Genomic DNA, 25856 nt, shown 5'->3' on the forward strand with positions numbered 1-25856 from the left:
TAAGTAAACAAATAACACAATTTACCGAACTATAGTTTCAGCAATACATTCTATTTCATCCAAAAGAGCCATCAAATCCTCTTCTTTGGTCAATGGATTCATAATAGTGGTTCTTAAATATTTATCCTCTCCTATTGTTGTTTGAACAATATAAAATTTACCCGATGCAACTAATGATTGGCGTATCTCATTATTTACCTTATTGAGGTTATTCCCTCTTACATTTATATATCTAAAATTAACAATATTAGATTCAGGTTCTAAAGCAAGTTTAAAATTGGGTCGTTTACGTATCATTTTTGAAAACACCTCTGTTAAACCATATAAACGGTCAACATTTCTTTCAAATATTTTCTCCCCATGTGTTTTAAGGATAGCATATACCTTAATCGACATCATAAGTTTTGTGCACTCAAAAGTTCTTTTTCCAGAATTATACCATTCTTTTGTGTGTTGAGAATCCCAAAGGTATTGTGCTTTTTGAGCAAAAGTTTGGTATGCATCTTCTTCCTTTTTAAAAATAAGTCCGGTATTTAAAGCAGGCGTCATTAGCATTTTATGAAAATCAATTACAACAGAATCTGCACGATCTATTCCTTTTGTCAAATGTTTATATCGTTCTGAAAACACAACAGCTCCGCCGTGAGCTCCGTCTACATGAAACCACAGATTATGTTGTTCTGCAAAATTTGCAAGCCTATCTAGGTCATCATAAGAACCAGTAGCTGTAGAACAAGCACAACCAATAACAGCAATTACATGCAATCCATTTGATTTGGCATTATCTAAAGCTTCTTCTAATAAATCTATATTTATTTTAAATTCTTTATCTACAGGTACTTTAATGATCCCTTCGCTGCCAAACCCTAAAATCCTAGCGGCTCTATCGATACAATAATGTGCTTCTTCAGAAACTATCACTGCCAATTTTTCCTGGTGCCCATTTTCCCATATTGCAGATGGGGCTTTTGCTTTGCGCGCAGCTAATAAAGCCGTTAGATTGGCCAGTGTTCCTCCTGATGTAAGAAAACCAGAAGTTTTTGTTTTATATCCTATCTTTTTGGCAACAAAATCAGTTACAATCTTCTCGATTGCATTTGCTGCCATTCCCATTTCATATACTCCTGTACCATTACTAAGCATATCAGACATAAGCCCAGCCAAAGTAGAAACCAATGCCGGAACAGCAACCTGGTGTCCAATGTATCTAGGGTGATGAACATGAATCGAATGTTCTAATATATTTTTGAACACATCCAAAATCCCTGATTCTGATGAAAAATCTTGCTCCCAATAAGCCAACTCATCTTTAGGGTTTTGGTATGAAAGTACAGGATAATCACTATTAGAATGCGCCTTTTCTAAGTGATCTGCAAGAAGATCAATAACCTGATGCCCTAGCTCTCTAAAATGAGATGCATCATAAGCTTTTTCTAATATATCAAATTTGGATGTTGTACTCTGCATCTTATAAAAATTAGTGATTATATAAATAACGTAAAACCATAAAAATGTCAGCTTGTAAACAAATACCATACTTTAATACCATATCCGAAAAACAAGCTGACGAATTCTGATCAGGAATCCTCCAATATGCGCAATGGAATAAACAAACATTTAAACATGTCAAAATTAATCATCTCTATTTATAATAAAAAATACTTAATTTTAATAAATTAATAACAAAAATTTATAAATGAATATTCAGCAGTTAAAAAATGTAGTGGTGTTATCAGAAAAACTAAATTTTTCAAGAGCAGCAGAAGAATTGAATATTGTGCAACCCGCTTTAAGCAGGCAAATAAAACAGCTAGAAGAGCTTATTGGTGCAACTATATTCAAAAGAGATAAACGAAATGTAAAACTTACTCCAGCAGGAGATTACTTTATTAAAGAAGTAAGAAAAATACTCATCCAATTAGAACGAGTTACACAACAGACTAATAATATTCATAATGGACAAGCCGGAGAGATCAGGGTTGGTTTCACACATTCTATAATGCAAACTATTCTACCAGATATATTAAAAAAAATCAACCATCAAATACCTGGAATAAAAGCCGTTTTAAGAGAAATGAATAACCGAGATCAATATCTAGCATTGCAACAAAATGAATTGGATATTGGTTTTGCTACAAATCCTATGGTTCCTTTTAGTTTAAAAAGTAAGGTATTACATATCGATAACTTTGTTATATTATTACCAGAAGATCATCCTGTTACAGAAAGTAACTATGTAGATTTCTCAATTTTTTCTAATGAAGAATTTATATTTCCTTCACTTGCAGATGGACCAAACTATGTTCATATTCTGGAATCTATCTGCATTGATGCTGGCTTTACACCTAAAATCATCCATGAAACCGACTCTGCTAGTACAAGTTTCAGACTTGTAGAAGCTGGATTGGGTATTTCCTTTGAACCTATATCATCATTACATGGACACGAGTTTCCAATAAAAAGTATCGAACTAAAAAACATCAAACAAAAGGCCCAATTAACCATGATGTGGAATCCTGAAAGAGAATCAGATTATCCTATGCTTTTCGAGTTACTTAAAAACTGGAAATCAAACTAATTGTAAATATTACCCTTTATAATCATCATCCCATTCTTTTACATGAGGTTCTCCAAGTTTTCCTACAGATTTTGCTACAATCATAGATACCGTAGCATCTCCAGTAACATTAACTGTAGTTCTTAACATATCTAATGGTCTATCCACAGCAAAAATTAATGCCAAGCCTATAGGTAATTTATCAGAAGGAAAACCTATTGCTTCTAAAACAATAACCAACATCACCATTCCTGCACCAGGAACAGCCGCAGACCCAATAGAAGCTAATAAAGCCGTTAATACTATAGTAATTTGATTACTAAAAGTTAGTCCTTCTGGCCAAAGTACTTGCATAATAAATACAGAGGCAACAGCTTGATATAAACTAGTACCATCCATATTTATAGTTGCTCCCACAGGTAACACAAAACTGGATACTTCTTTGTCCACTCCTATATGCTCCTCTACTCTTTCCATTGTTACCGGAAGTGTTGCCGCACTAGAGCTTGTTGAAAATGCTAATAACTGCGCAGGGCTAATTTCTTTTAAAAACCACAATGGTGATTTCTTTGTTATTAAAGTAACCAAAATACAGTAAAACACAATCATTAATGCTAGTCCAAATACAACCACACCAGCATACTTTAACAACGCCAATAAGATATCCGGATCATCCGATGTTACTACTACATTTGCTAGTAATGCAAAAACAGCGTATGGTGCTGTGAGCATTATTAAATCGACCATTTTTAACACTACATCATTAAGGCTATCAAAAAACTTCTTGAGAGGCTCTGATTCTGAAGGCTTAACCAATAACATACTAATCCCCAAAAATATTGCAAAAAATATTACCTGTAGCATCAATTTATTATCACTCATTGCTTTAAAAGCATTTTGAGGAACCATATCAACTATAAACTGCAGTGGTCCACTTTCTTTTTGCCTACCAGCTTCAGCAATACGCTCAGATATTTTTGCATTACCAGCATATTCTGTACTTAATTTTTCTATGGTTTCGGGAGTGATTCCATTTCCTGGTTTAAAGGCATTAACTAATAATAAACCTATGGTTATCGCAACTACGGTTGTCAAAATATAAATAACGATGGTTCTTCCTCCGATCAATTTAAATTTTGAAATATCTTTTAGATCAGAAATACCTTTTATTAATGAAGCCAATATTAAAGGAACAGCGATAAGTTTAAGAAGGTTTACAAAGATAGTCCCAAAAGGAGCGATCCAATCCCCTGTAAATCCTTTTCCCCAAGATATTGTTGTCATTATAAATCCGAATAATATACCGAGTATCATTCCGATCATGATTTTCCAATGTAGTGCTATTTTTTTCATTTGAAAAATTTAAATTTTTAAGCCAAAACAGCGTCGAAGATATAAATTAAAAATAATAATAAGGGAGATAAATTGCGAAATACGAGATAAAATTCCCTTTTTTTTGATATAAGAGTACCTCAAGCAGTTAATTATTTAAAATTTACCACTTCAATCTATTCAATATAGAAATCTAAATCTTGATTTATTTTTTAATTGTTCTGTTCATCAACCAGTAATCCACCAAAACAAGGGCAGCCATAGCCTCTACAATAGGCACAGCTCTTGGAACCACACAAGGATCATGTCTTCCTTTTCCTTGCATAGTAACTATATTACCTTCTTTATCGATTGTTTCCTGATCCTGCATAATAGTAGCTACTGGTTTGAAGGCTACATTAAAATAGATATCCATTCCGTTAGATATCCCACCCTGGATACCTCCAGAAAGGTTAGTTTTGGTAGAACCATCAGTGTTAAAAAGGTCATTATGCTGGCTTCCTTTTAACTCGGCACCGGCAAAGCCGCTTCCGTACTCAAAACCTTTAACGGCATTAATTGACAGCATTGCTTTTCCTAGTTCAGCATGTAATTTATCAAATGCTGGTTCTCCCAAACCTACAGGTGTTCCAGAAATAACACAGCTTACCACTCCACCCACAGTATCTCCTTCTTTACGAATTTGCTTTATATAGGTTTCCATTTCGCTAGCCTTCTTAGCATCTGGACAGCGTACAATATTACTTTCTGTTAACGACAGGTCAAGTTCGGTATAATTTTTCTCTAGTTTAATAGCTCCAACACCACTTACATACGCATTAAACTTTACCTCTGTTAATACTTGTTTGGCAATTGCTCCAGCTACTACTCTACTTGCAGTTTCACGAGCAGAAGATCTTCCCCCACCTCTGTAATCTCTAACACCATACTTTTGATCATACGTATAATCAGCATGTGATGGTCTATATGAATCTTTAATATGCGAATAATCCTTAGATTTTTGATTTGCATTTTTAACTGCAAAACCAATTGGGGTTCCTGTTGTGACACCTTCAAAAATGCCAGAAAAAAACTCTACCGTATCCGGTTCTTTTCGTTGTGTAACAATTGCTGACTGCCCTGGTTTTCGGCGATCTAATTCATTTTGGATTGCTTCAAAATCTAATCTTATGCCAGATGGGCATCCATCAATAACTCCTCCAATTGCAACTCCATGCGATTCTCCAAAAGTAGTTACCTTAAATAGGTTACCAAATGTATTTCCTGCCATGCATTCAATTTTTAGCAAATGTAATTTTTAATCTTTAAAAATATAGTGGTAATATGATATAAAAATCTGCTTTTTGATTACAAATATTAAATACATTACCAATTTTGTACTAAACCATTATGTAAATACTATTTGTAAGTTTGTTGTAATGAGTTAAGTATTTATTAATAACATAATGAATTAGTAAAGGATTCTTAACAATATACTTATAGTTTCTTAATCTCCCATTTATCATCCATCCTTTTATTTGTGTAACTATTGTATTTTATGAAAAAACGTACTGTGGAGCTTGTTGTGATTTCTGATATTCATCTTGGGACATATGGTTGTCATGCCAAAGAGCTTCTTAATTACTTAAATAGCATTAAACCCAAAACACTTATTCTTAATGGGGATATTATAGATATTTGGCAATTTAGAAAACGTTACTTCCCTAAATCACATCTTAAAATTATCAAAAAGATAATTTCTTTTGCTTCAAAAGGTACCCAGGTAATTTACATTACAGGTAACCATGATGAGATGTTAAGAAAATTTAGTGATGCAGAGATTGGTGATTTTAAACTTGTTGATAAGCTAGTACTAGATTTGGATGGTAAAAAAGCTTGGTTTTTCCATGGTGATATTTTTGATGCTTCTATCCAAAATGCCAAATGGTTAGCTAAACTTGGTGGATGGGGATATGATATGCTAATTCTTTTGAATCAGGCTATCAATTGGTTTTTGGTTAATATTGGACGAGAAAAGTTTTCTCTATCCAAAAAAATCAAAAATAGTGTTAAGAAAGCAGTTAAATATATTAATGATTTTGAAGATGTTGCCTCTGAGTTAGCCGTTAAAAACAAATACAATTATGTAGTTTGTGGACACATCCACCAACCACAAATGCGTGAATATAAAAATAAAAATGGATCATGTATCTACTTAAATTCGGGTGATTGGATAGAAAATCTAACCTCTCTTGAATATAATAATAAAAAGTGGAAGTTAATTCAATACGAAAATGAGTCTATGGAAACTTATTCTGAGTTCAACGAAGAGCTAGAGGATATAAAAATAGAACCAGAGGCACTACAAGCTTCTTTTGTGGTCAATCAACTGATCACATCTGTTAAAAAACTATAATACTCTTGTAGTTTCTTTTCAGGATCATACTAAAAGTTCAATTTTTTTAGTAGTTCTTTTGCTTTATCATAATTATAGTTTGTTTCCTTTTTAAGAGTCAACAACAATTCTTTTTTGGCTTTTTCTTTATCTCCCATTTTTATATAAACTAATGCTTTATACCAATATCCTTTGGAACTATCCAAAAAGTCCTTTTGTAACAAACTATCAAAAGTTTTTAAAGCATTTTGATAATCACCAATTTCTAAGTACGATGCCCCTAAGTATGATAGAGCATGGGCTCGATTATCAATAACATTATCTTCGGCTTGTCTATTTACAATTTGAGAAAAAACAATTATTGCTTCTTCATAGTGTTTATTAGTAAACAAACGTTCTCCTTCTTCTATCTCATTATTCACATCACTCTGCATAACAAGAGATGGTAATTCACTCCAATCACAATACTCGACATACAATGTTTCTGTGGTTGTTGGCGAATTATCAAAGTACTGAACTAATAATAAAATAGCAATAACAGCAGCAATAGCACCAATATAGTAAAACAAAATATTCTTCTTCTTTCTCTCACTTTCATCAGAATATTGACTCCCTACTTCTTGTATTTTTTTTTCAATTTCAGAATATACTTTTCCTCTTTTTAAGTTCTTTATTTTATCAATTTCTTCTCTGTTGTCTCCTTCTTTCTGTAAAACCCATTCTTTTTCACCAATAGCCGATGCTACCGATCTGTGGATTTGTATTTCTTCATCAAGTTTGGGATCAGAAGCCATTTTTAGCTCAAATGCTTCTTTCTCACTATCGTTCATTAATCCAGATAAATATGTCTCTATTTGATTGTATGTCATGTCATCAAACTCCATTTTACATTCTATTTTTTTTAAAGCGATTATCAGATTTTATCATTTTAATCAATTTACTTTTGCATTTAAATATTCGTTGTCGAGCAGTATTAATAGTAGCATAAGACAATTCCTCAATAATTTCTTCATAAGGTGTATCATTAAAAAATAGTGATAGTACCTCTTTACAATTATCAGAAAGTAAATTAAATTTTTCTCTATACAATTCTAATTGTTCTTGCTCTAACATAAACAAGGCAAAATCAGTATCTTTATCTACCAGTGTAGCAAGATTATCTTTTATTACCCGTTTTTTTTGTTTTTCTAATTCTCTTCGCCACATATTTTTGCAAATAGTAAACAAATACGCTTCAAAACAATCAATAGTAAGGTTTCTTTCCCTTACTCCAATGACTATATATACTAATGATTCTTGAAAAACATCTTTTGCTTGAGCATGACTCCCTTTATTCTGTAAAATAAATCGTAATGCTTTTGGAAAAAAACGCTCATAAATTTCTGAAATAATAACACTATCACCTTCTACTAAGGCAGTTATAAATCTATTATTCAATTTAGTAGTATCATCCATAAAAATAACCTATTTCAGGTATCATTGCCAACTAATAAATAAGGGTTAAATAAAACATAAATGACTATTTTAAAACATTTTATGTATTTTGAGCACACTTATTTACAACTTAGAATTCAAAAAGGTAGTGATCACGTTACATTTTTCAAAACAAAAAATCAGCCGAAAACACCATCTAACGTCTGTTAAATAAAAAAATGGGTAATAAATTCATTTTTTATACACCATTGGATAAAAGTAATATTTAAAACACAAATGAAATGAAATGTTTAAAATCTTTATTCCCCACATTAATGATATGTCTTATTGTCTTCGGGTGTACAAATGAAGATATTGATGAGAATACTGTTAATGAAAGTTCTAATAAAAATTACAATTCCCCAAATTACCCTATAAAATCTACCACAGAGTTAATTGTTGAATATCAATCTGGATTTCCGGAAAGGAAAAAAGAGGATTTGAGAAAAAAGTATAATGTAAAACGATATGAAAAATGTGATTGCACCAATAGCCGTATTGAAAAATGGGAATTCGATCCAAGAGTAGATCTTGAGGGAAGAAATGAGCTAATAACCCAAGAAGGTGGAATTGAAGGAACAGATTACCAGTTTTTTTATGATAATGAAAATAGCACGCCAGGAGTTTCTGGTTCTACTGCTGCAGGGCAAAGTGATCTATTAATTTCTTCGTATATAAAAGCAAGTAATTCTGGAGTAACAATTGCTATTTTGGATACGGGAATAAACCTAACTAGATTACCTCAATCATATCCTTTTTTATATGGTACTAATTCTGATATGACGCTATGTGAGGAAGGTGAAGAAACAGAAGTATCTGGTTGGGATTTTGTAAATCATGATAATGATGTATATGATGATAATGGACACGGAACTGTAGTTACTAGTATTATTATCGATAAATTATTTGACGAAGATATTAGTGATTATCAAATATTACCGGTTAAAGCCTTTAACGATTTGGGTAAAACAACAACTTTCACATTACTTTGTAGCTATTTGTATGCAGTTGACAAACCATCTGTTTCTGTTATTAATATGAGTTTTGGGTGGTATGGACCATCCGGTTCATTATTCCCAAAATTTATTCTAGAAAACCCCGATATACTACATATTACTTCTTCTGGAAACGACGGAATTAACAATGATGATAACGTACATTACCCTTCATCTTATACCTCTAATAATATTCTTGGTATTGGTAGCTTTAGTATTAAGAAAAGAAAAGAAATTGTAGAACCTCTACCTTTTGATAGCCGAGCAATGGGCATAAGTCTTTTATCGCCAAGGGAAATAATTAAATCTACCTTTTCTAATTTTGGAGTAACAAGTGTTGATTTTTTATCTGTAGGTGACCAGGTTTCATTTTATGATAATAATGGCAACCATTATTTGGTATCTGGAACTTCGTATGCAGCTCCATTAGTAACAGCTAAAGCTGCTATGTATTATCAAAATGGGCATATTACACCTACTGCGATAACAGAGCAACTTCGCCTTAATGGTACTCTTTTAGCGTATTATTCATTACCAATATACTATGGAGACAGAATAATAGAATAAAAACAAAGAAGATAGAAGTAACTTATTGAAAAACAGCCTGAATTATCTTATATAATTCAGGCTGTTTAGTTTTTTTAACCGAAAAAGATTATTATTTTTAGCTATCCCTTAAGCTTTACGTAAGCACAAAACCCCTCTATATGCGATATCACTACTATACAATAATTTATTTATTGGTATTTTTTCTATCATTATCAGCTTATTCCCAAAATGCAATCACTTTATTAGAATCAGAATATAAGAAACTAGAAACTTCTAATATTGATTACAATGGTAAAATCGAACGCATTAACTCTCTTCTTGAAGAAAAAAAACAATTTGCAGATTCTATTAGGTTAAGTCTGTTATATGATAAATTGAGTAAACTTAATCATAGAAATGGAGATTATAAGAATGCGATACTTAACATTAAGAGAGCTTTACTTATCCAAGAATCTTATGTAGATTCTATTCCTTCTATTATCAATAAGAGCTACAATAATTTGGCATATTACTACCTGTTTTCTGGAGATGAAGCAAAAGCCATACAGACCTTTAAAACCTTAGTAAAACAATCACACAAGGATAGCTATACGATAAAGGCTTATACAATAGGCTTAACCAAATTATATACAAACCGAGGAGATTACTACAAAGTATTAGACTACCTTAATGAGGCAGAAAACACTATTAAACAAGCAAATGATTCTATTTTAAACAAAGAGAGATATCGGATATACTTAAGCTTTTCAAACGTTTATTCTCAAACGATGAAAAAATCACATTACAACAGAGCTTTAGGCTATCTAAAAAAAGCTGAAAATTCTATTTCTCATTTATCTAAAAGAACTCAATTAAAAAACCAGATTATAATCTATACCACATATGGTTATATCTATGACGAACTTAAACAATATCATAAAGCACTTACTAATTATAAAAAGGCTTTAGAACTTGGTTTAAATGAAGGCATGACCAACAAGTCGCAATTAGCTACAATCTATAATTCTTTAGGTTATATATACACCAAATTAGAGCAACATGAGTTGGCTTTTGAGAATTACAAAAAAGGACTTCTGTTGGATTCACAAAAAACCTCTATCTATGATAACTTGGGAGATTATTATTTGAATAAACAAAACTACATAGAGGCACTTACTAATTATCAAAAAGCTATATATTATGGTATTAATCAGTATGAAGACATCGATTACAAGGAGCTACCTAACCTAGAAAAACTAACTCAATCTTATAACAAAGTTGAGTTGGTAAATGACCTAAAAGATAAGGCTAAAGCTTGGTTAAAATTTTACAAAAAAACCAAAAAAGAAGACCACTTACAACATGGGCTCTCCACTATAATCTTGGCTGATCAGTTAGTTGATATCATACGTTCAGAAAGTACAGAACAGCAATCAAAATACTTTTGGAGAGAAAAAGGGATAGATTTATACATGTTGGCTACTTCAATATGCTATGAACTAAATGATTACAAACAGGCTTTTTACTTTATGGAAAAAAGTAAATCTTTATCCCTACTTGAAGATTTAACACATGAAGAAGCAAAAACTAGAGCAGCTCTACCAGAGACTATAAAAGAAAAAGAATATATCCTAAAACAGAATATCTATGAAACGATAGAGCTACATAGAAATGATAGTACACTTAGTATTTCAGAAAAGCAATCTATTCTTTTTAAACACAAAAAAGAATATGAAATATTTATAAATTCTTTAGAAAAGGATTATCCAGGATATTATCACTACAAAAAAGAAATCGACATCTGTTCTTTTGATGAAGGTTATTCTAAAATTATTTCCCCATCTACAGGAATCATACAATATATTTTAACAAAAAATGAGGGTTATGGTATATTTATTACGGATTCTGACATCCATTTTTTCAAAATACCTGATGTACAACTTCTTAATGATCAAATAAAAACAATCACGACACTTACATCAAAACCATTTACTACACAACAACAATTAGATACTTATATCACATTGTCTTTTTCTATTTATCAAAAATTGTTTCCCTTTAGAGATACTTTACAATTACTCTCTAATAAGAGAATATTGGTAATCCCTGATTACACCTTACAATATTTTCCATTCGAAGCACTTGTTACAGATTCTTCTTCAAAAACATCCCCTATACCTTACCTAATATATAATACAGATATTAGCTATGCATACTCCTTATCTTTATTAAAAAAGGTTAAACGAAAAAACCGGAATCCAAAATCAAAATTAATTGGTTTTGCTCCTATTCATTTTAAAAAACAACAATTATCAAGCCTTAATAGAAGTAAATATAAAATGACAGAAATTGAAAAGCTTTTTTCTGGTGATGTACTATATGAACAAGAAGCTACTAAATCCAATTTCGTATCTGTATCCAATGATTACAACATTATCCATCTTTCTACGCATGCTAGCTCACTAAGTAATCAAGAACCTTGGATAGCTTTTCACGACGACATATTAACACTGAATGAATTGTATTTCATTAAAAATCAAGCTGACCTAGTTGTTTTGGATGCCTGCAAAACAGGAATAGGAAAACTTCAACTTGGAGAAGGTGTTTTAAGTATCTCTCGCGGGTTTTTCCACTCAGGTGCCAAAAGTGTAATTTCTTCATTATGGAGTACTAATGAAAAATCTAGCACAACAATAATTACGGATTTTTATTCCTATTTAAAAGAAGGGGAAACAAAATCTGCCGCTTTACGAAAAGCAAAATTACAATATCTACAAAGCCATCAACTTTCTGAGAATTCTCCCCACTACTGGGCACCCTTAGTTCTAACTGGAAGTATCGAAAATTCACTACATCCTAACAATAACAGTTATTTTCTTTTTATTGGTATACTTTTTTTAGCGTTGATAATCATTGCTATTTGGTTCAAATATAAACGCTAATTACTCTTCTTTAATGTTAATTCATCGTAAAAAAAATAGATAAGGTAGTCCAAGTTATTCTCTTTTTGAACATATTTTATAGCATTATGGAGTCAAGTTATGCTTAATAAGTTATTGATATATTAGAGATATTTGCTAAAGAATTATAAAACGACGTATCCAAATACAATGCACCACTTGGACTAACCGTTGAAGTATAAAACGTGCTTCCATTTTTTAAATAAGATACAACCCCTTCGCAGCTTACATTAACCTCAAATTGATCTCCAGCGACATATGTTGTTTTATATCCTCTATTTGCCCCATTTTCAAATACATATACTCTTCCATTACTAACCAGATAAATTGCATAATCAATTGAAGCGTAGGATGCATTTGTGGCAGGATCACTATTTAATCCAATCATTCTATATCTATTATTAGGTCCTGAAGTAAAATTAAGATGTCCTTCTGCTCCTAAATTTATCTGATAGACTGTAGAATACCCTTGTTGATTCCAGCCCGCACCTGCTGTCCTATCCAAAGTACCAGTAACATAGGACATTTGATTAGATAAAACAATATCACCTGCGGCGTAATTGTATGTTACTAAAGCCGTTTTTATACTGAAGCCATTGGGCAATGTCCCTGTACCCGCTGTGGTAGTTACCTGGATATCATAATCACCAGGTGTTGTTCCTGAAGTTACATTTGCTGTTATTTGATTTACGCTATTTACGGTTACAGAATTAACTGTTTGCCCTGCTATAGTCACAGATGCACTTCCGTCAAAAAAATCCCCTTGAATAACCACATCCTTAGTCTCATTTGTTTCAAATTGGTTCGTACAGCTTCCAGTAGCATTAGATTGTGAAACTATAGGAGTACTACCAGAGCTTCCTGGTGTTATGATTACATCTGGGTCAACTCCATTAGAAAAAGTATATGTTCCATCGGCATTCTGAGTTAGAGTAGCTGGAATAGATGTAATAGAATAAGGGTCAGATGCAGTACCTGTTCCTGTAATTACAATATTATCGCCCGCTACAATATTAGTCTCACTCCCATCATTTATTAATTCCCATGCGCTAGATGTATATTTATAAATAAACCCATCATCACTATTATATACCATTGAACCTTCATTAGGAGTGGAAATCCCATTAATTTCTGCTGTTGTGGCTTTTGGTAAAACAAAAAGTGCATTTGCATCTATTTGCCCATAAAAGTTAAAAGTAAAAATGAAGAATAATATTAAAATGTTTTTAGATCGAAAAAAAATATGGCTACATATACTTAAAATAAACGAATATTTTTTTCTACAAATTGACATAATTCTTCTGATTGGGGGTTAAATACTAAAGTACTACTTTTTTTGTTAATTTTTTTAACTAAAAGCAATAAATTTAGCATAAAAATCAGTTAAAAAACATATAAATCGGATAAAAAACACATTTTATTAACGTATTAAAACCAGCAGAGTTCTCCTTAAAATCAAAGAAAACAGAAGTTAACTATCAATTTATAGCAATACTGTAACTACAATTATTTATAAAAATGATTGTTTATAGTAGTGCCTTTTTTAATATACTGGTAGGGTGAACAGCATGCCTATTGGTTCCATCCATAATCTGATGTCTACAACTTGTACCTACTGCTGCTATGATAACATCTTGACTTGCTTTTCGTACCGATGGAAACAAAGTTTGCTCGCCTATTTTCATACTAATATCATAATGTTCTTTTTCGTAACCAAAAGAGCCTGCCATACCACAACACCCAGAAGGTATAATTGTTACATTAAAATTTTTAGGTAAGTTTAGTGCTGTAAATGTATTATGAATACCTGACAAAGCTTTTTGATGACAATGTCCGTGCAATTTGATTGTTTTTGTTTCAGAAGTAAATTGCTCAGAAGCAATATTACCTTTTTTTATTTCATCATGCAAAAACTCATCTATTAGAAATGTATTTTTTGCTATAGCCTTTGCATTTGCACTACTGTCCGCCAGTCTTAAATATTCATCCCTAAATGTAAGTATAGCAGATGGTTCCAATCCTATCAAAGGGGTTACTTCTGTTATAAGATCTTTAAAAATTTCTATATTTTTATTAGCATAACTCTTTGCTTGTTTTAGCAAGCCTTTTGAAATAAAAGCACGTCCACTTTCTTGGTGATCTACAACTTTTACTTCATAATTCAATCTTGTCAATAGTTCTATTGCATCTATACCTATTTCGGCATCCAAATGATTTGTGAATTCATCTATAAAAACATACACTGTTTTAATCGTACGCTTAGGTTGTATTTCATTTAAATTCAGCCTGCACCAACTTCTTAATGATTGTGGGCTTAATAAGGGTAAATTTCTTTTTTTAGCAATACCCAGAGTTGATTTCAAAACTCCTGAAGTTATCTTGTTCTTAAAAAAGAAATTTGTTAATCCAGGAATAATTCTTCCAAAATCATTTAATCGATTACTATTTGCAAAAAGCCTGGTCCGTAATGATATTCCATTATTCTTTTGATACTGATATTCAAATTCTGCTTTCAATGTAGCAATATCTACATTTGACGGACATTCACTAGAACATCCTTTACAGCTTAAACAAAGGTCAAAAACTTCTTTTAGTTCCTTATTATCAAATCTATTTGGCTTTTCACTATTTGTCAAAAACTCTCGTAATGTATTTGCTCTTCCCCTAGTTGTATCTTTCTCATTTTTGGTCGCTCTATAACTGGGGCACATGGTTCCACCTGCTTCAACAGATTTACGACAATCTCCACTTCCATTACATTTTTCTGTGGCTCTAAGAATCCCTAAAGAATCAGTAAAATCCAATATCGTGTTAATCTCCGGTTCTTTTCGATCTACTTCATATCGCATTTTTTTATCCATAGGATAAGCATCTACAATCTTACCAGGATTAAAAATACGATTTGGATCAAAGGTATCTTTGATTCGTTTTATAATCTTATAATTATCCTCACCAATCATTTGAGGGATATATCCAGCTCTTACAATACCATCACCATGTTCTCCACTCATAGAGCCCTGATATTTCTTTACTAATAATGCTACATCATCTGTTACTTTTTTAAACAATGTTACATCTTCGCTTTTTTTGAGATCAAGTATAGGTCTGAGATGAATTTCTCCTGCTCCTGCATGGGCATAGTATACCGATTGTTGATCATACTTTTGCATTAAATCGGTAAATTCTGATATAAAATTGGCCAAATCTGGTATGGCCACTGCTGTGTCTTCTATACAAGCAACAGCTTTTTTATCACCTACAATATTCCCTAATAATCCTAATCCAGCTTTTCTAAGCTCTAATGCTTGGTCAATCTCTGATCCATATAAAACAGGATTAGCATAACTAACTGTAGAGCTTTCTAGAGTTTTTAATAATTCTTGCTGAAGATTTTTTAAACTGTCAGAATCATTGGCCCTAAGTTCTAGCATCAAAATTGCCTTGGGATCATCAATAATAAAAAATCGATTTTTAAGCTGTTCTATATTATTTTTGGTACAATCGAGTATAGTTTTATCCATCATCTCACAGGTAAAAAGTGGATGTTCCATGACAGGTGCTACAGCCTTCATACAGTCATCAATAGTTTTAAAATGGGCAGCAATCATCAACGATTCTTTAGGTGGTAAATCGTCTAATTGTAATGTTATCTGGGTGGTAAAAGCTAGTGTTCCTTCACTACCTGACAACAATTTACACATGTTAAAACGCTCATCGGTATTAGAAAATACCTCTGAACCTACCAGTTCATCAATTGCATACCCTGTATTACGACGATGAATTTCTGGTTTAGGAAAATGAGTAGCTATCTGTTTCTGAACATGTGTTGAAGAAAGCTCGTGATGAATTTGTTCATAAATTTTACCTTCGAGTGTATCCAGACTTATCTTTAGATAAAAATCATTTTTTGATAATTCAGAAAAAGTAGCTTCACTACCATCAGATAATATAGTTTGTAATTCTAATACTTTATCCCTCGTAACGCCATATTGGATAGAGGTTGTACCACTACTATTATTACCTACCATTCCTCCAATCATACAACGATTAGATGTTGATGTATTAGGACCAAAAAACAAACCATAAGGTTTCAAATATCTATTAAGGTCATCCCGTATCACACCAGGTTGAACTTCTACCGTTTTTTTTATTGTATCTACTTTAATTATCTCGGTAAAATATTTAGAAACATCTACAACAATTCCATCACCAACACACTGCCCTGCAAGAGAAGTTCCGGCTGTTCTTGGAATAAGCCCAATAGTATGTTGCGATGCAAATTTGATTATTTTTTTTAGATCTTGAGTGGTTTTCGGAAATGCGACGGCTATAGGAATTCTACGATATACCGAAGCATCAGTAGCATAAAGAGATTTGGTAAGTAAATCAAATTGTAACTCGCCATCTAGTTGATTCTGTAATGATATTAATACGCTGTTATTTATCATATGTATTATTCTTTCCTAAAGAATTAAGGGAAACCGGTCTTCTAAAATTAGTATCAAAACAAATAAAACTATCTGTTCCAGCTACTCCATCAATCTGGTGTACTTGTTCATATAAAATCTTACGTAAGTGATGGTTGTCAAACGCAAAAACAAGAGCAAAAATCGCATAATTTCCTGATACATAATTACACTCTAATATTTCTGGTATTTTTTTTAAACCTTCTACCACTTCTTCTGCATACCGAGCTTCACGTAAACGAATACCAACATATGATTTTGTTTTAAAACCAATTTGTTTTTCATCAACTACAAATTCTGCTTTCTTTATTACCCCACGCTGTTTTAATTTTTTAATTCTTTGATGTACCAAAGAGTTCGAAATTTTCAGATTATCAGCAATTTGTGAAAAGGGTTTTCTCGCATCTTCTCTTATCTGTAATAATATCTGTTGGTCTATATAATCAAAATGATTCATACTAATTGAAAATTTAAAAGATCAAAAGTCAAAATGGTAACAAAAATAAAACACTATAGTAAATTGACACAAAATATATCTAATTAAAGCTAAATAATATGTTTATGCACACAATAATAGTCAAAAATAATAATTTTGTATAAAATAAAAACATTATTAAAATGGAATTGGATCTTTTTTTTGAAGAACTCTGGAAACAATACGCATTAAAAACTCCTTCTGCACAAAAAGTAAAGTCTTTGTTCGAGGCTGAAGGCAACACTGTTTTTAATGATCATATTGCTATACGCACTTTTAGTGACCCAAGAGTTGGCATAGATATTTTATCAAAACCTTTTATTGCAATGGGTTATGAAGTAAAAGGTGAATATTACTTTAAAGCCAAAAAGTTATTCGCTAAACATTTTGAGCATAAGAATGATCCTAATGCCCCAAAAATCTTTATCAGCGAATTACTTCTCGAAGAGTTTTCTGTAGAACTACAAGAAACAATTCAGAACATTTTAAACCATGTTGATCAAGAATTGTTTACACAAGACAATCTTATTTTAAAAGGGAGAGTTTGGTCTACTCCTTCTTTTAAAACCTACCAAAAACTTCTAGAAGAATCTGAATATGCTGCATGGATGTATGTTAACGGTTTTTGTTCTAATCATTTTACTGTAGATGTTAATAAATTAAAAACCTTTGATAATTTAACTCAAGTAAACGAATTTTTAAAGAAAAATCTTTTTAAAATGAATGTTTCTGGAGGTGAAATAAAAGGGTCTTCATCTCAATTACTAGAACAATCTAGTATTTTGGCTGATACAACCGATGTAAAATTTGTAGAAAATGTTAAAAAAGTAACATCTTGTTATTACGAATTCTCATTTAGATATATGAATAATGAAGGTGCCATTTTTAACGGCTTTATAGCAGATTCTGCAGATAAAATCTTCGAGAGTACTGATATGCAATTACAAGACAGCTAGTCTAACATTAACAAAGATTTAAGAACTTTGCATAACAGAATAGTAGATTTGTGACGTTATAATCGAGAATTTAAATATTAAACCAATATATAATGACGAAACGTATTTTAATTTTCGCTGCTTTCTTAATCGGTACCATAGGTACTATCCAATCGCAGGAGTTCTCTAAGCATGCGCTGGGAGTTCGATTTGGAGACAATGATGGCTTTGGAGCCGAAGTTTCTTATCAATTAGGATTGAACAGTAAAAACAGATTAGAGTTTGACCTAGGCTGGCGAGATTTTAATTATGGTAATGCCATAAAAACAACTGCTTTGTATCAATGGGTTTTTAATCTTGATAAAGGATTTAATTGGTATGTTGGTCCAGGAGGCGGTATTGCTTTCATTGATTATGATAACGATACTATTTTTAGGGACGATAGTGACAGCTACTTTTTCCTAGCCGGAGACGTTGGTATAGAATATAATTTCAATATACCATTAGTAGTTTCAGTAGATTTAAGGCCTGAAATTGGTTTTGGGGATTATAATGATGATTTAGATCTTGATATTGGATTAGGAGTACGTTATCAATTTTAATTCTTACACATAGAAAAACATTCAAATCGTTCCTAAGATATTGCCAATGCGCCTTCGTACAAAGCGATATATTTAGGAACGATTTGATTTACATCAAATCGCTCTGCTTCTTTATATGCTTTAGCTTTAAAATTTTCTAACCTCAAATCATCTTCTAAAATTTTAATAGCATTTTCTGACATTTCTTTTACATCACCTATATCACTTAAGTAGCCTGAAACCCCTTGTTTGTTTACTTCTGGAATTCCACCTGTGTTACTAGATATTACAGGTACTTTATTTACCATGGCTTCTAAGGCTGCCAAACCAAAACTTTCTCTTTCTGACGGAAGTAAGAATAGATCCGAAAAGCATAATATTTTATCTATTTCATTACTATTTCCAAAAAAGATAACTTTTTCTTCTATTCCTAATTCTTTACACTTTTGTTCTGCAGGCTCTCGTTCTGGTCCTTCTCCCACCATTAATAACTTGGCGGGCATTTCTTTTTGTATATTATAAAATATATCTATAACATCTGATATACGTTTTACTGCTCTAAGGTTACTTATATGAGTTACAATACGTTCTTCTGGGGTCGCCATTAGTTCTCTCTGGCAATCGGTAAAACTAGTCTTTCTTTGGCTTACATCTATGAAATTGGGAACAACTTCAATATCTTTTTTTATATCAAACAACCGTAACGTATCTTCCTTAAGACTTTCAGAGACAGAGGTAACAATATCACTATTGTTAATACTAAAAGTTACTGCAGGCTTATAAAAAGGGTGATTTCCTACCAAAGTAATATCTGTACCATGTAATGTCGTTACCATAGGAATATGAATACCTTCTTCTTTAAGCATTTTTTTCGCCATATATCCTGCATATGCATGTGGTATAGCATAATGTACATGAAGTACATCAATCTCAAATTTTTTAATAGTATCAACTAATTTACTAGATAACGCTAGTTCATATGGTTGATAATGAAACAGCGGATATGTAGGAACATTTACTTCATGAAAATGAATATTCGGATTTAACAAATTAAGCCTAACCGGTTGTTTGTATGTAATAAAGTGAACATCATGATTCAATTTGGCCAATGCAATTCCCAATTCTGTGGCCACCACTCCACTACCTCCAAAGGTAGGATAACAAACTATAGCAATTTTCATTCAGATAATTTTTCTTGATGCACAAGGTACGAGAAAAATAGTATTGGGTATTGTTAAAGGAGTTTTAAAATACCTTTATTCTTTTTTAAAAGACAAGCCATAAATTATATCAAAAAAGACCTGGAAATAGTTAAATCCAGGTCTTAGTAATCAAAAATATATCATGCAATTATAAATCAACCCATTGATAATAGATATACACAAAATATTTTACCTAAGAAAAAATCCTTTGATAGAACTTGTTTTGTTATCAAACCCGACTGTTTTAAAGTCTGACAGTTTATTATTGCTGTTAGGATAGACAATTATGGTGTGTGAGCTTCCAAGATAATTTTTATGCTCATAGAATATTACAACATAGTAAAATGAGGATTTTTTATTGCGTACTTTGGAAGATGATATCACATTATCATAATGATATGGAGCTTTTTTAAGATTTTTAATACTAAAATCATTTTTCTCAACTCTCTTTCCTCCACCAAAATTTTTGTGAGTAAATAAAACTACTCTAGTCGGTGTAGGAACTTTACTATTATCTACTTTTACATCTGTGAGACCCAAATGTTGTTTTATAAAGTTGCTTTTTTCGACTTTGCTATCAAACAAATAAATGGCATTGGTATTAGCTAATTCCAAACTATGACCATTGATGATTGCATTTTGAACATTTTCATTAAGTTCAGACAATTGTAATTGGTCATGCTCGTCTAAACTAGTTTTATATTCTGTTTCATTATAAATAATGCTAATTTCTTCTGTTTGAATTTCGGAAGTCAAATCTTCTTTATTACAAGAAAAAAAAATCAAGATCATTGTTGCTAAAAAAAATACGTTTTTCATAATTTTAAGAGTTTAATTTTAGGGGTGAGTTTTAAAAACATTGAAAAATGGTATTGAAAATACATGATATTATATAGCTACTCTAGTAAAAAGATATAACACACCTAAGTGTTATAATATGGATACAAGAGTTTAATCCTACTTTTTCTCATTTTTAGTGAGTATATATTTGGTGCTTGTAAATTTATCCTAATAGATTATCTGTTTTTAATGATAGTACATGAAAAGCTATTCTGATAGTATAAAACGCGTGGTTTAGAGTATAAAATATCTCCATACCTATACAAAAGACTGTTTTTTAAATACTTACAACAAAAAATCAATGGTTTCACCTTATCAAGATTAAGGTTTTATTGTTTGCAGAATCATTATAACAAAGATTATAAACTGTAAGATGCACACATTTAGAGTCGGGTATCCTTGAATTTTGGAAATCATAAAAAAAGCAGATCATAAGCCGGATTCTGTTTCCTCGTTAAAACGAATATCCTTATCATTTATCTAGACTAACAATTACTCATTAGCTCTAACCGCCTACCCTCCAACATTAGGCGCACAACCCTCAAAAGCTGGTTTACATGGCGTTGCACCGCATAGAGTTTACCTGATTTCACTACAGCATTACCTGTACATTCTTTCTGCTGCACTTGTCCTATTTTGAGTTTCTCAAAATGACGGGAGTTACCCGCTATACTGTGCTATGGTGTCCGGACTTTCCTCTCTCCGCAAAAAGCGAACAGCGATAAGGTGATCTGCTTTCTGCAAAAATATGACAATTAATGTTCTATACACTATCCATATTCAATTATTCTATACTGTTAATAACTAAAAATAAAAACAGCACAGTTGAATCTATTATTTGCTTGCAATTTTTAACTTTGTAGCGATGGAGCATTTTATAGTATCAGCCCGTAAATACAGACCCCAAACATTTAAAGATGTTGTGGGGCAACAGGCAATTACTAATACGCTACTTAATGCAATTGACAACAATCATCTCGCACAGGCATTGTTATTTACCGGACCTCGTGGAGTAGGAAAAACCTCTTGTGCAAGAATCCTTGCAAAAACGATTAATCAGGATGGAAATGAGAATCCTGATGAAGATTTTGCTTTTAATATTTTTGAATTAGATGCTGCTTCGAATAACTCTGTAGATGATATCAGAAGCCTTATAGATCAAGTACGTATTCCGCCACAAGTAGGAAAATATAAAGTATATATAATTGATGAGGTACATATGCTATCACAGGCAGCATTTAATGCTTTTCTTAAAACATTAGAAGAACCTCCAAAGCATGCCATTTTTATTCTGGCAACCACAGAAAAGCATAAAATTATACCCACAATCCTATCGCGTTGCCAAATATTTGATTTTAAAAGGATAACTGTTACCGATGCTAAAAACCATCTTATGCAGGTAGCTGAGCAAGAAGGCATTACTGCTGATGAAGATGCATTACAAATTATAGCTCAAAAGGCAGATGGGGCGATGCGAGATGCCTTATCCATTTTTGATAGAGTTGTAAGTTTTAGTGGTACAAATCTTACTCGCCAGGCTGTTACAGAAAATCTTAATGTATTAGACTACGAGACTTATTTTAAGACAGCAGATTTAATCCTTGAAAATAATATTCCACAGTTACTTATCGAATTTAATGAAATTTTGGCGCAAGGATTTGATGGACATCATTTTATATCCGGTCTTGCGTCTCATTTTAGAGATTTATTAGTTTGTAAAAATCAAGCTACAATCAATCTTCTGGAAGTAGGTAAACAAACAAAAGCCAAATATCTTGAGCAATCTCAGAAAGCTCCTAATCATTTTTTGATTAAAGGTATAGAGCTTGCCAACGACTGCGACTTAAAATATAAAACAAGTCGTAATCAACGACTCCTGGTCGAATTGTGCTTAATGCAGCTTGCCTCTATCCTTACGGATGGAGAAAAAAAAAAAAAATGACCAACCTTACATAATTCCTCCTTCATATTTTAGGAGCAAAGGTATTGAAGGTATTAAAATCCCTGCTCATGTAAAGCAAAATGCTGAAGCCAAAGCGCAAGAAAATAATGTTACACAAAAGATTGAAGAAAAAACAATATCCTCCTCAAATGATGTTACTGGTATAAAAGAGCCTATTGTACAGGAAAACAGTATTCCGAACATAGTTGATGATAAACAAGCTACCCCTGTTGCTATTGAGAAAAAATCACCTCTTTTAAGCAGAGAACGTAAAACTTCTGGGCTTTCATTAAGTAGTATCAAAAGAAAAAAAGAACATGAAGAGAGCAAAGAAGAAAAAGTTGTTGATCCACAAAATCTACCTTCAGAGGCTTTTACCGAATCACAAATGCAAGCTTTATGGATAGAATATGGAAAAATACAAGATAAAAAGGGTGAACGTATTATAGGATCTATGTTCGCAATGAATATACCTACTCTTAATGAGAATACTATTTTACTAGAATTACCAAACCAATCAATGAAAGTTGATCTTGAGGCTGCTCAATCTGGGTTATTACAGTTTTTATACAAAAAACTACAAAACTATAGCATTGCACTTAAGATAACAGTAAATGAAGAAGCTTCAAAAAAATATGCTTTTACTCCACAGGATAAATATGATAAATTAAGAGAAAAAAACCCTCTAATTGATAAATTACGTTCTTCATTTGACTTAGATATATAATTTAAAAATATCTAGACTATAGCAATTAAGCTATAAATCATTTGTTGTTTTTCTTTCCAGAAGAGTTCTTCTAAATTGGTTTCTGTCTCTAATTTTAGTGTACAAAACTACTATAGCAACAAATAATCCAAGTACTACTATTCCACCCCTTCCGGTTAAATATTCAAATATTCCCATCATAAATTCTATTTTTTTATTAGTGGCATTTGCAAAAGAAAACTTACAACCCTAAATCATTAAAAAACTATAAAGCTAACAATTACCTTAACCTTTAAAAAAAAATCAACTTCACTTCAATATATTTGTATAAAATTATTTAATAACCCTATAAAAAAGATGTATGCTAGGTCTAAAACTTCCCACAGACCCGAGATGGGTAAATATAGTAGAAAAAAATATTGAAGAGATACTCACGGATCATGCTTATTGTGAGCAAAAAGCTACTTCTACAGCCATATCCCTTATTGTTAGTTTTCCTGAATATACAGAATTAGTACAGGAAATGATCAAACTTGTAAAAGAAGAAGTTAGTCATTTTAAAATGGTACATGATAAGATTATAGAACGTGGATGGGTTCTGGGTAGGGATCGTAAAGATGAGTATGTCATTCAATTAATTACTTTTTTCCCTAAAGGAGGAAGCAGAACTACTCAACTAGTGCATAGACTGTTATATGCAGCATTGATTGAAGCCAGAAGTTGCGAGCGTTTTAAGCTGCTCTCTGAGGAGTTAGAAGATAAGGAACTTGCTGATTTTTACAGAACCTTAATGGTTAGTGAAGCCAACCACTATACTATGTTTTTAAATTTTGCCCGCCAATATGGCGATCGGACAGAAGTTGATAAAAAGTGGGAAAATCTGCTTGTTTATGAAGCTGAAATTATGAAAAACCTTGGAAAAAAAGAGACTGTGCACGGATAGGTTTTTTTGCTGTTTTTTCGACTATATCGACATAAACCTTTTTGTTTATACTATTCTTACTAAGATAAGAATTAATAAATAGTAGCTAAGAAAGCACAAACTTCAAAAAGTTTATGCTTTCTAATACTACTTGTTTCCAATTAAAAATTAGCGTTTTAAAATTCACTACTCCCCTTGTACTTCCATTTCCATAAAAAACACAAAAACCAAATGTGATTAAAGTGTTAAAAAAATAAATACTTTGTAATTAATTATACTTCCCGTGTTATAGATACTTCACACTAACCATATTATATTTTTTGAACCACCATTTAAACCATAAACAATGGCATTTTGCCTGAAAAAACTTCCAATTTCTTGTGCTTCTTCCAAAGAGATATTATGAATAAAAAAGCTATCTTCTTCTTCCCAGTTTATAGTATTAGGGATCCCTTTTGCCTCATTAAATGAAAAGTTCTTTTTTACAATCATTTTCTTTAATTGATCATTCAATTCTTCGTTCTCACCTTTTGTAAATTCTTGTGAATAAGGATTAAATGCTGTAATTATAGCCCAAGAATCAATTTTTTTAGCCATGCACCAGGAGTTAAATTCTAAATTAGGAATGTTTATTTTAAGAGTAAAGGTTTTACCCTTATCGGAAATAGTATAAATAGTTTCCATATACGCTTGATGTAAAAAATCATTCATACTTATGAATTTAAAATACTTAAGAATGGGTCCCAAAAATTTACATATTTTGCTTTCACTCTACCGACATCTTTATACACTTCAATTCCTGTAATATAACTTGGGAGAATATTCATTTTTTGATAGGCAAAAGGTCTTTCAGAAGGTTGAATCCATCCCTTTTGACCTTTTTTTAATAGTTGATTATTTTTATCTCTTAGGTGGAGTCCAAAATTCACCCAACAATTTTGTCCACGAGTCTCAGTAGATAAAGCAGAGGCTGCTAATGGAGAAAACATTTGGAGATGGTCATACCAGGCATTATCTTCTCCAATAGGACCAAACCCATTACCATTCATTGCATGACCAAAAATATCATGAACAATTCTAAACAAATCATTTACAACTAGTTCGTATTTTCCAATTTTAACTCCCGTTTTCTTTAGCATAATATTCACTTCGTTATATTCGGTTTCACCAAAACCAGACGCTGTTTTAAAAAAATATAAATGATGGTTGTTTATATCTACAAGCATTTCATAACTATTAGAATAAGGCTCCCCTTCTCCTGTATAAGGCTCAAATTTAATGTCAGTTCTTTTTTTTACAAACTCAAATTGTTTTATCAATTCGATTTCTAATTGCTTGTAGGCTTCTTTTACCAATTCGTCATTTGGTTTATGCTCAATTGATTCATAAATATCTGCTATATGCTTACCTACTTCTTCTTGCATACATCCCTTGTAATCAAAAGGGTAATGCAAAATTTCATGTTTGTTTTTATAATCTGCAGATATTTTGGTTAATATGGGATATTTACCTCCATTTAATATTGAAAGCTTATATTTGGCTAAAAGAGATTTTAGTTTAAGCATTTT

20 protein-coding genes, 1 other RNA gene and 1 pseudogene are annotated in these 25856 nt (G+C 31.7%); 8 read left to right on the plus strand and 14 right to left on the minus strand.

Features of this window, described 5'->3' with window-relative positions:
* Positions 1-21 precede the first annotated feature (21 nt).
* Positions 22-1467, minus strand: coding sequence for a pyridoxal phosphate-dependent decarboxylase family protein (locus tag C1X07_RS02225; RefSeq protein WP_103068337.1), 1446 nt, complete (start codon positions 1465-1467; stop codon positions 22-24).
* Positions 1468-1696: 229 nt separating this feature from the next.
* On the opposite strand from C1X07_RS02225, the gene C1X07_RS02230 reads away from it, so the two are divergent.
* Entirely contained in the window at positions 1697-2578 is an 882-nt protein-coding gene (locus tag C1X07_RS02230; protein ID WP_103068338.1) for a LysR family transcriptional regulator, read from the plus strand.
* A 9-nt stretch (positions 2579-2587) separates the two neighbouring features.
* Here the strand turns inward: C1X07_RS02230 and C1X07_RS02235 are convergent, their stop codons facing one another.
* Both C1X07_RS02235 and aroC read right to left on the minus strand, forming a co-directional pair.
* A complete protein-coding gene (locus C1X07_RS02235) occupies positions 2588-3910 on the minus strand; it encodes a dicarboxylate/amino acid:cation symporter (protein WP_103068339.1) in 1323 nt (440 codons plus the stop codon).
* Positions 3911-4094: 184 nt separating this feature from the next.
* Positions 4095-5159, minus strand: a complete 1065-nt coding sequence (gene aroC / locus C1X07_RS02240) for a chorismate synthase (protein WP_103068340.1) — start codon at positions 5157-5159, stop codon at positions 4095-4097.
* A gap of 267 nt (positions 5160-5426) precedes the next feature.
* Here aroC and C1X07_RS02245 point away from each other — a divergent pair, with 267 nt between their 5' ends.
* Complete coding sequence (locus tag C1X07_RS02245; protein ID WP_103068341.1) at positions 5427-6284, plus strand: UDP-2,3-diacylglucosamine diphosphatase; 858 nt, start codon at positions 5427-5429, stop codon at positions 6282-6284.
* 29 nt (positions 6285-6313) lie between these two features.
* Here C1X07_RS02245 and C1X07_RS02250 read toward each other — a convergent pair whose 3' ends face one another.
* Both C1X07_RS02250 and C1X07_RS02255 read right to left on the minus strand, forming a co-directional pair.
* Positions 6314-7147 (minus strand): tetratricopeptide repeat protein, encoded by an 834-nt coding sequence (locus C1X07_RS02250; protein WP_103068342.1) that lies wholly within the window; start codon positions 7145-7147, stop codon positions 6314-6316.
* A 1-nt stretch (position 7148) separates the two neighbouring features.
* Complete coding sequence (locus tag C1X07_RS02255) at positions 7149-7718, minus strand: RNA polymerase sigma factor (RefSeq protein ID WP_103068343.1); 570 nt, start codon at positions 7716-7718, stop codon at positions 7149-7151.
* Positions 7719-7978: 260 nt separating this feature from the next.
* On the opposite strand from C1X07_RS02255, the gene C1X07_RS02260 reads away from it, so the two are divergent.
* Both C1X07_RS02260 and C1X07_RS02265 read left to right on the plus strand, forming a co-directional pair.
* Positions 7979-9298 (plus strand): S8 family peptidase, encoded by a 1320-nt coding sequence (locus C1X07_RS02260; protein ID WP_103068344.1) that lies wholly within the window; start codon positions 7979-7981, stop codon positions 9296-9298.
* A gap of 140 nt (positions 9299-9438) precedes the next feature.
* Positions 9439-12201 carry a CHAT domain-containing protein gene (locus tag C1X07_RS02265; RefSeq protein WP_103068345.1) on the plus strand — a complete coding sequence of 921 codons (2763 nt, stop codon included), beginning with the start codon at positions 9439-9441 and terminating at the stop codon, positions 12199-12201.
* 103 nt (positions 12202-12304) lie between these two features.
* Here C1X07_RS02265 and C1X07_RS02270 read toward each other — a convergent pair whose 3' ends face one another.
* The 3 genes from C1X07_RS02270 to C1X07_RS02280 all read right to left on the minus strand — a co-directional run bounded on the left by C1X07_RS02270 (position 12305) and on the right by C1X07_RS02280 (position 17142).
* Complete coding sequence (locus tag C1X07_RS02270) at positions 12305-13513, minus strand: hypothetical protein (RefSeq protein WP_103068346.1); 1209 nt, start codon at positions 13511-13513, stop codon at positions 12305-12307.
* Positions 13514-13745: 232 nt separating this feature from the next.
* Positions 13746-16667 (minus strand): FAD-binding and (Fe-S)-binding domain-containing protein, encoded by a 2922-nt coding sequence (locus tag C1X07_RS02275; protein WP_103068347.1) that lies wholly within the window; start codon positions 16665-16667, stop codon positions 13746-13748.
* Complete coding sequence (locus C1X07_RS02280; RefSeq protein WP_103068348.1) at positions 16657-17142, minus strand: Lrp/AsnC family transcriptional regulator; 486 nt, start codon at positions 17140-17142, stop codon at positions 16657-16659. Before C1X07_RS02280 ends, C1X07_RS02275 begins: the two co-directional genes overlap by 11 nt.
* Positions 17143-17303: 161 nt before the next feature.
* Between C1X07_RS02280 and C1X07_RS02285 the strand changes: the two genes are divergently transcribed.
* Both C1X07_RS02285 and C1X07_RS02290 read left to right on the plus strand, forming a co-directional pair.
* Positions 17304-18116, plus strand: coding sequence for a DUF1338 domain-containing protein (locus C1X07_RS02285; protein WP_103068349.1), 813 nt, complete (start codon positions 17304-17306; stop codon positions 18114-18116).
* Between the two features lie 92 nt (positions 18117-18208).
* Positions 18209-18697, plus strand: a complete 489-nt coding sequence (locus C1X07_RS02290) for an outer membrane beta-barrel protein (RefSeq protein WP_103068350.1) — start codon at positions 18209-18211, stop codon at positions 18695-18697.
* Positions 18698-18729: 32 nt separating this feature from the next.
* On the opposite strand, the gene bshA is transcribed toward C1X07_RS02290, so the two are convergent.
* The 3 genes from bshA to rnpB all read right to left on the minus strand — a co-directional run bounded on the left by bshA (position 18730) and on the right by rnpB (position 21456).
* On the minus strand, positions 18730-19857 hold the full coding sequence (bshA, locus tag C1X07_RS02295) for an N-acetyl-alpha-D-glucosaminyl L-malate synthase BshA (RefSeq protein WP_103068351.1): 1128 nt from the start codon (positions 19855-19857) through the stop codon (positions 18730-18732).
* A gap of 210 nt (positions 19858-20067) precedes the next feature.
* Positions 20068-20697 carry a hypothetical protein gene (locus C1X07_RS02300; protein ID WP_103068352.1) on the minus strand — a complete coding sequence of 210 codons (630 nt, stop codon included), beginning with the start codon at positions 20695-20697 and terminating at the stop codon, positions 20068-20070.
* A 438-nt stretch (positions 20698-21135) separates the two neighbouring features.
* An RNA gene (gene rnpB / locus C1X07_RS02305) (RNase P RNA component class A) lies at positions 21136-21456 on the minus strand.
* Between the two features lie 127 nt (positions 21457-21583).
* On the opposite strand from rnpB, the pseudogene C1X07_RS02310 reads away from it, so the two are divergent.
* Positions 21584-23387: pseudogene (locus C1X07_RS02310) on the plus strand (DNA polymerase III subunit gamma/tau).
* A gap of 30 nt (positions 23388-23417) precedes the next feature.
* Here C1X07_RS02310 and C1X07_RS24895 read toward each other — a convergent pair.
* The gene (locus tag C1X07_RS24895; protein ID WP_164914078.1) at positions 23418-23567 is read right to left on the minus strand and encodes a hypothetical protein; all 150 of its coding nucleotides are present in this window, start codon (positions 23565-23567) and stop codon (positions 23418-23420) included.
* A 160-nt stretch (positions 23568-23727) separates the two neighbouring features.
* Here C1X07_RS24895 and miaE point away from each other — a divergent pair, with 160 nt between their 5' ends.
* On the plus strand, positions 23728-24309 hold the full coding sequence (gene miaE, locus C1X07_RS02315; protein ID WP_103068353.1) for a tRNA-(ms[2]io[6]A)-hydroxylase: 582 nt from the start codon (positions 23728-23730) through the stop codon (positions 24307-24309).
* A 276-nt stretch (positions 24310-24585) separates the two neighbouring features.
* Here the strand turns inward: miaE and C1X07_RS02320 are convergent, their stop codons facing one another.
* Together C1X07_RS02320 and C1X07_RS02325 are read right to left on the minus strand one after the other, a co-directional pair.
* Positions 24586-24999, minus strand: coding sequence for a DUF3293 domain-containing protein (locus tag C1X07_RS02320; protein WP_103068354.1), 414 nt, complete (start codon positions 24997-24999; stop codon positions 24586-24588).
* A gap of 2 nt (positions 25000-25001) precedes the next feature.
* Entirely contained in the window at positions 25002-25853 is an 852-nt protein-coding gene (locus C1X07_RS02325) for a hypothetical protein (RefSeq protein ID WP_103068355.1), read from the minus strand.
* Positions 25854-25856: the final 3 nt, after the last annotated feature.

Origin of the sequence: Aquimarina sediminis, from assembly GCF_002895435.1 — a bacterium.
GTDB lineage: Bacteria > Bacteroidota > Bacteroidia > Flavobacteriales > Flavobacteriaceae > Aquimarina > Aquimarina sediminis.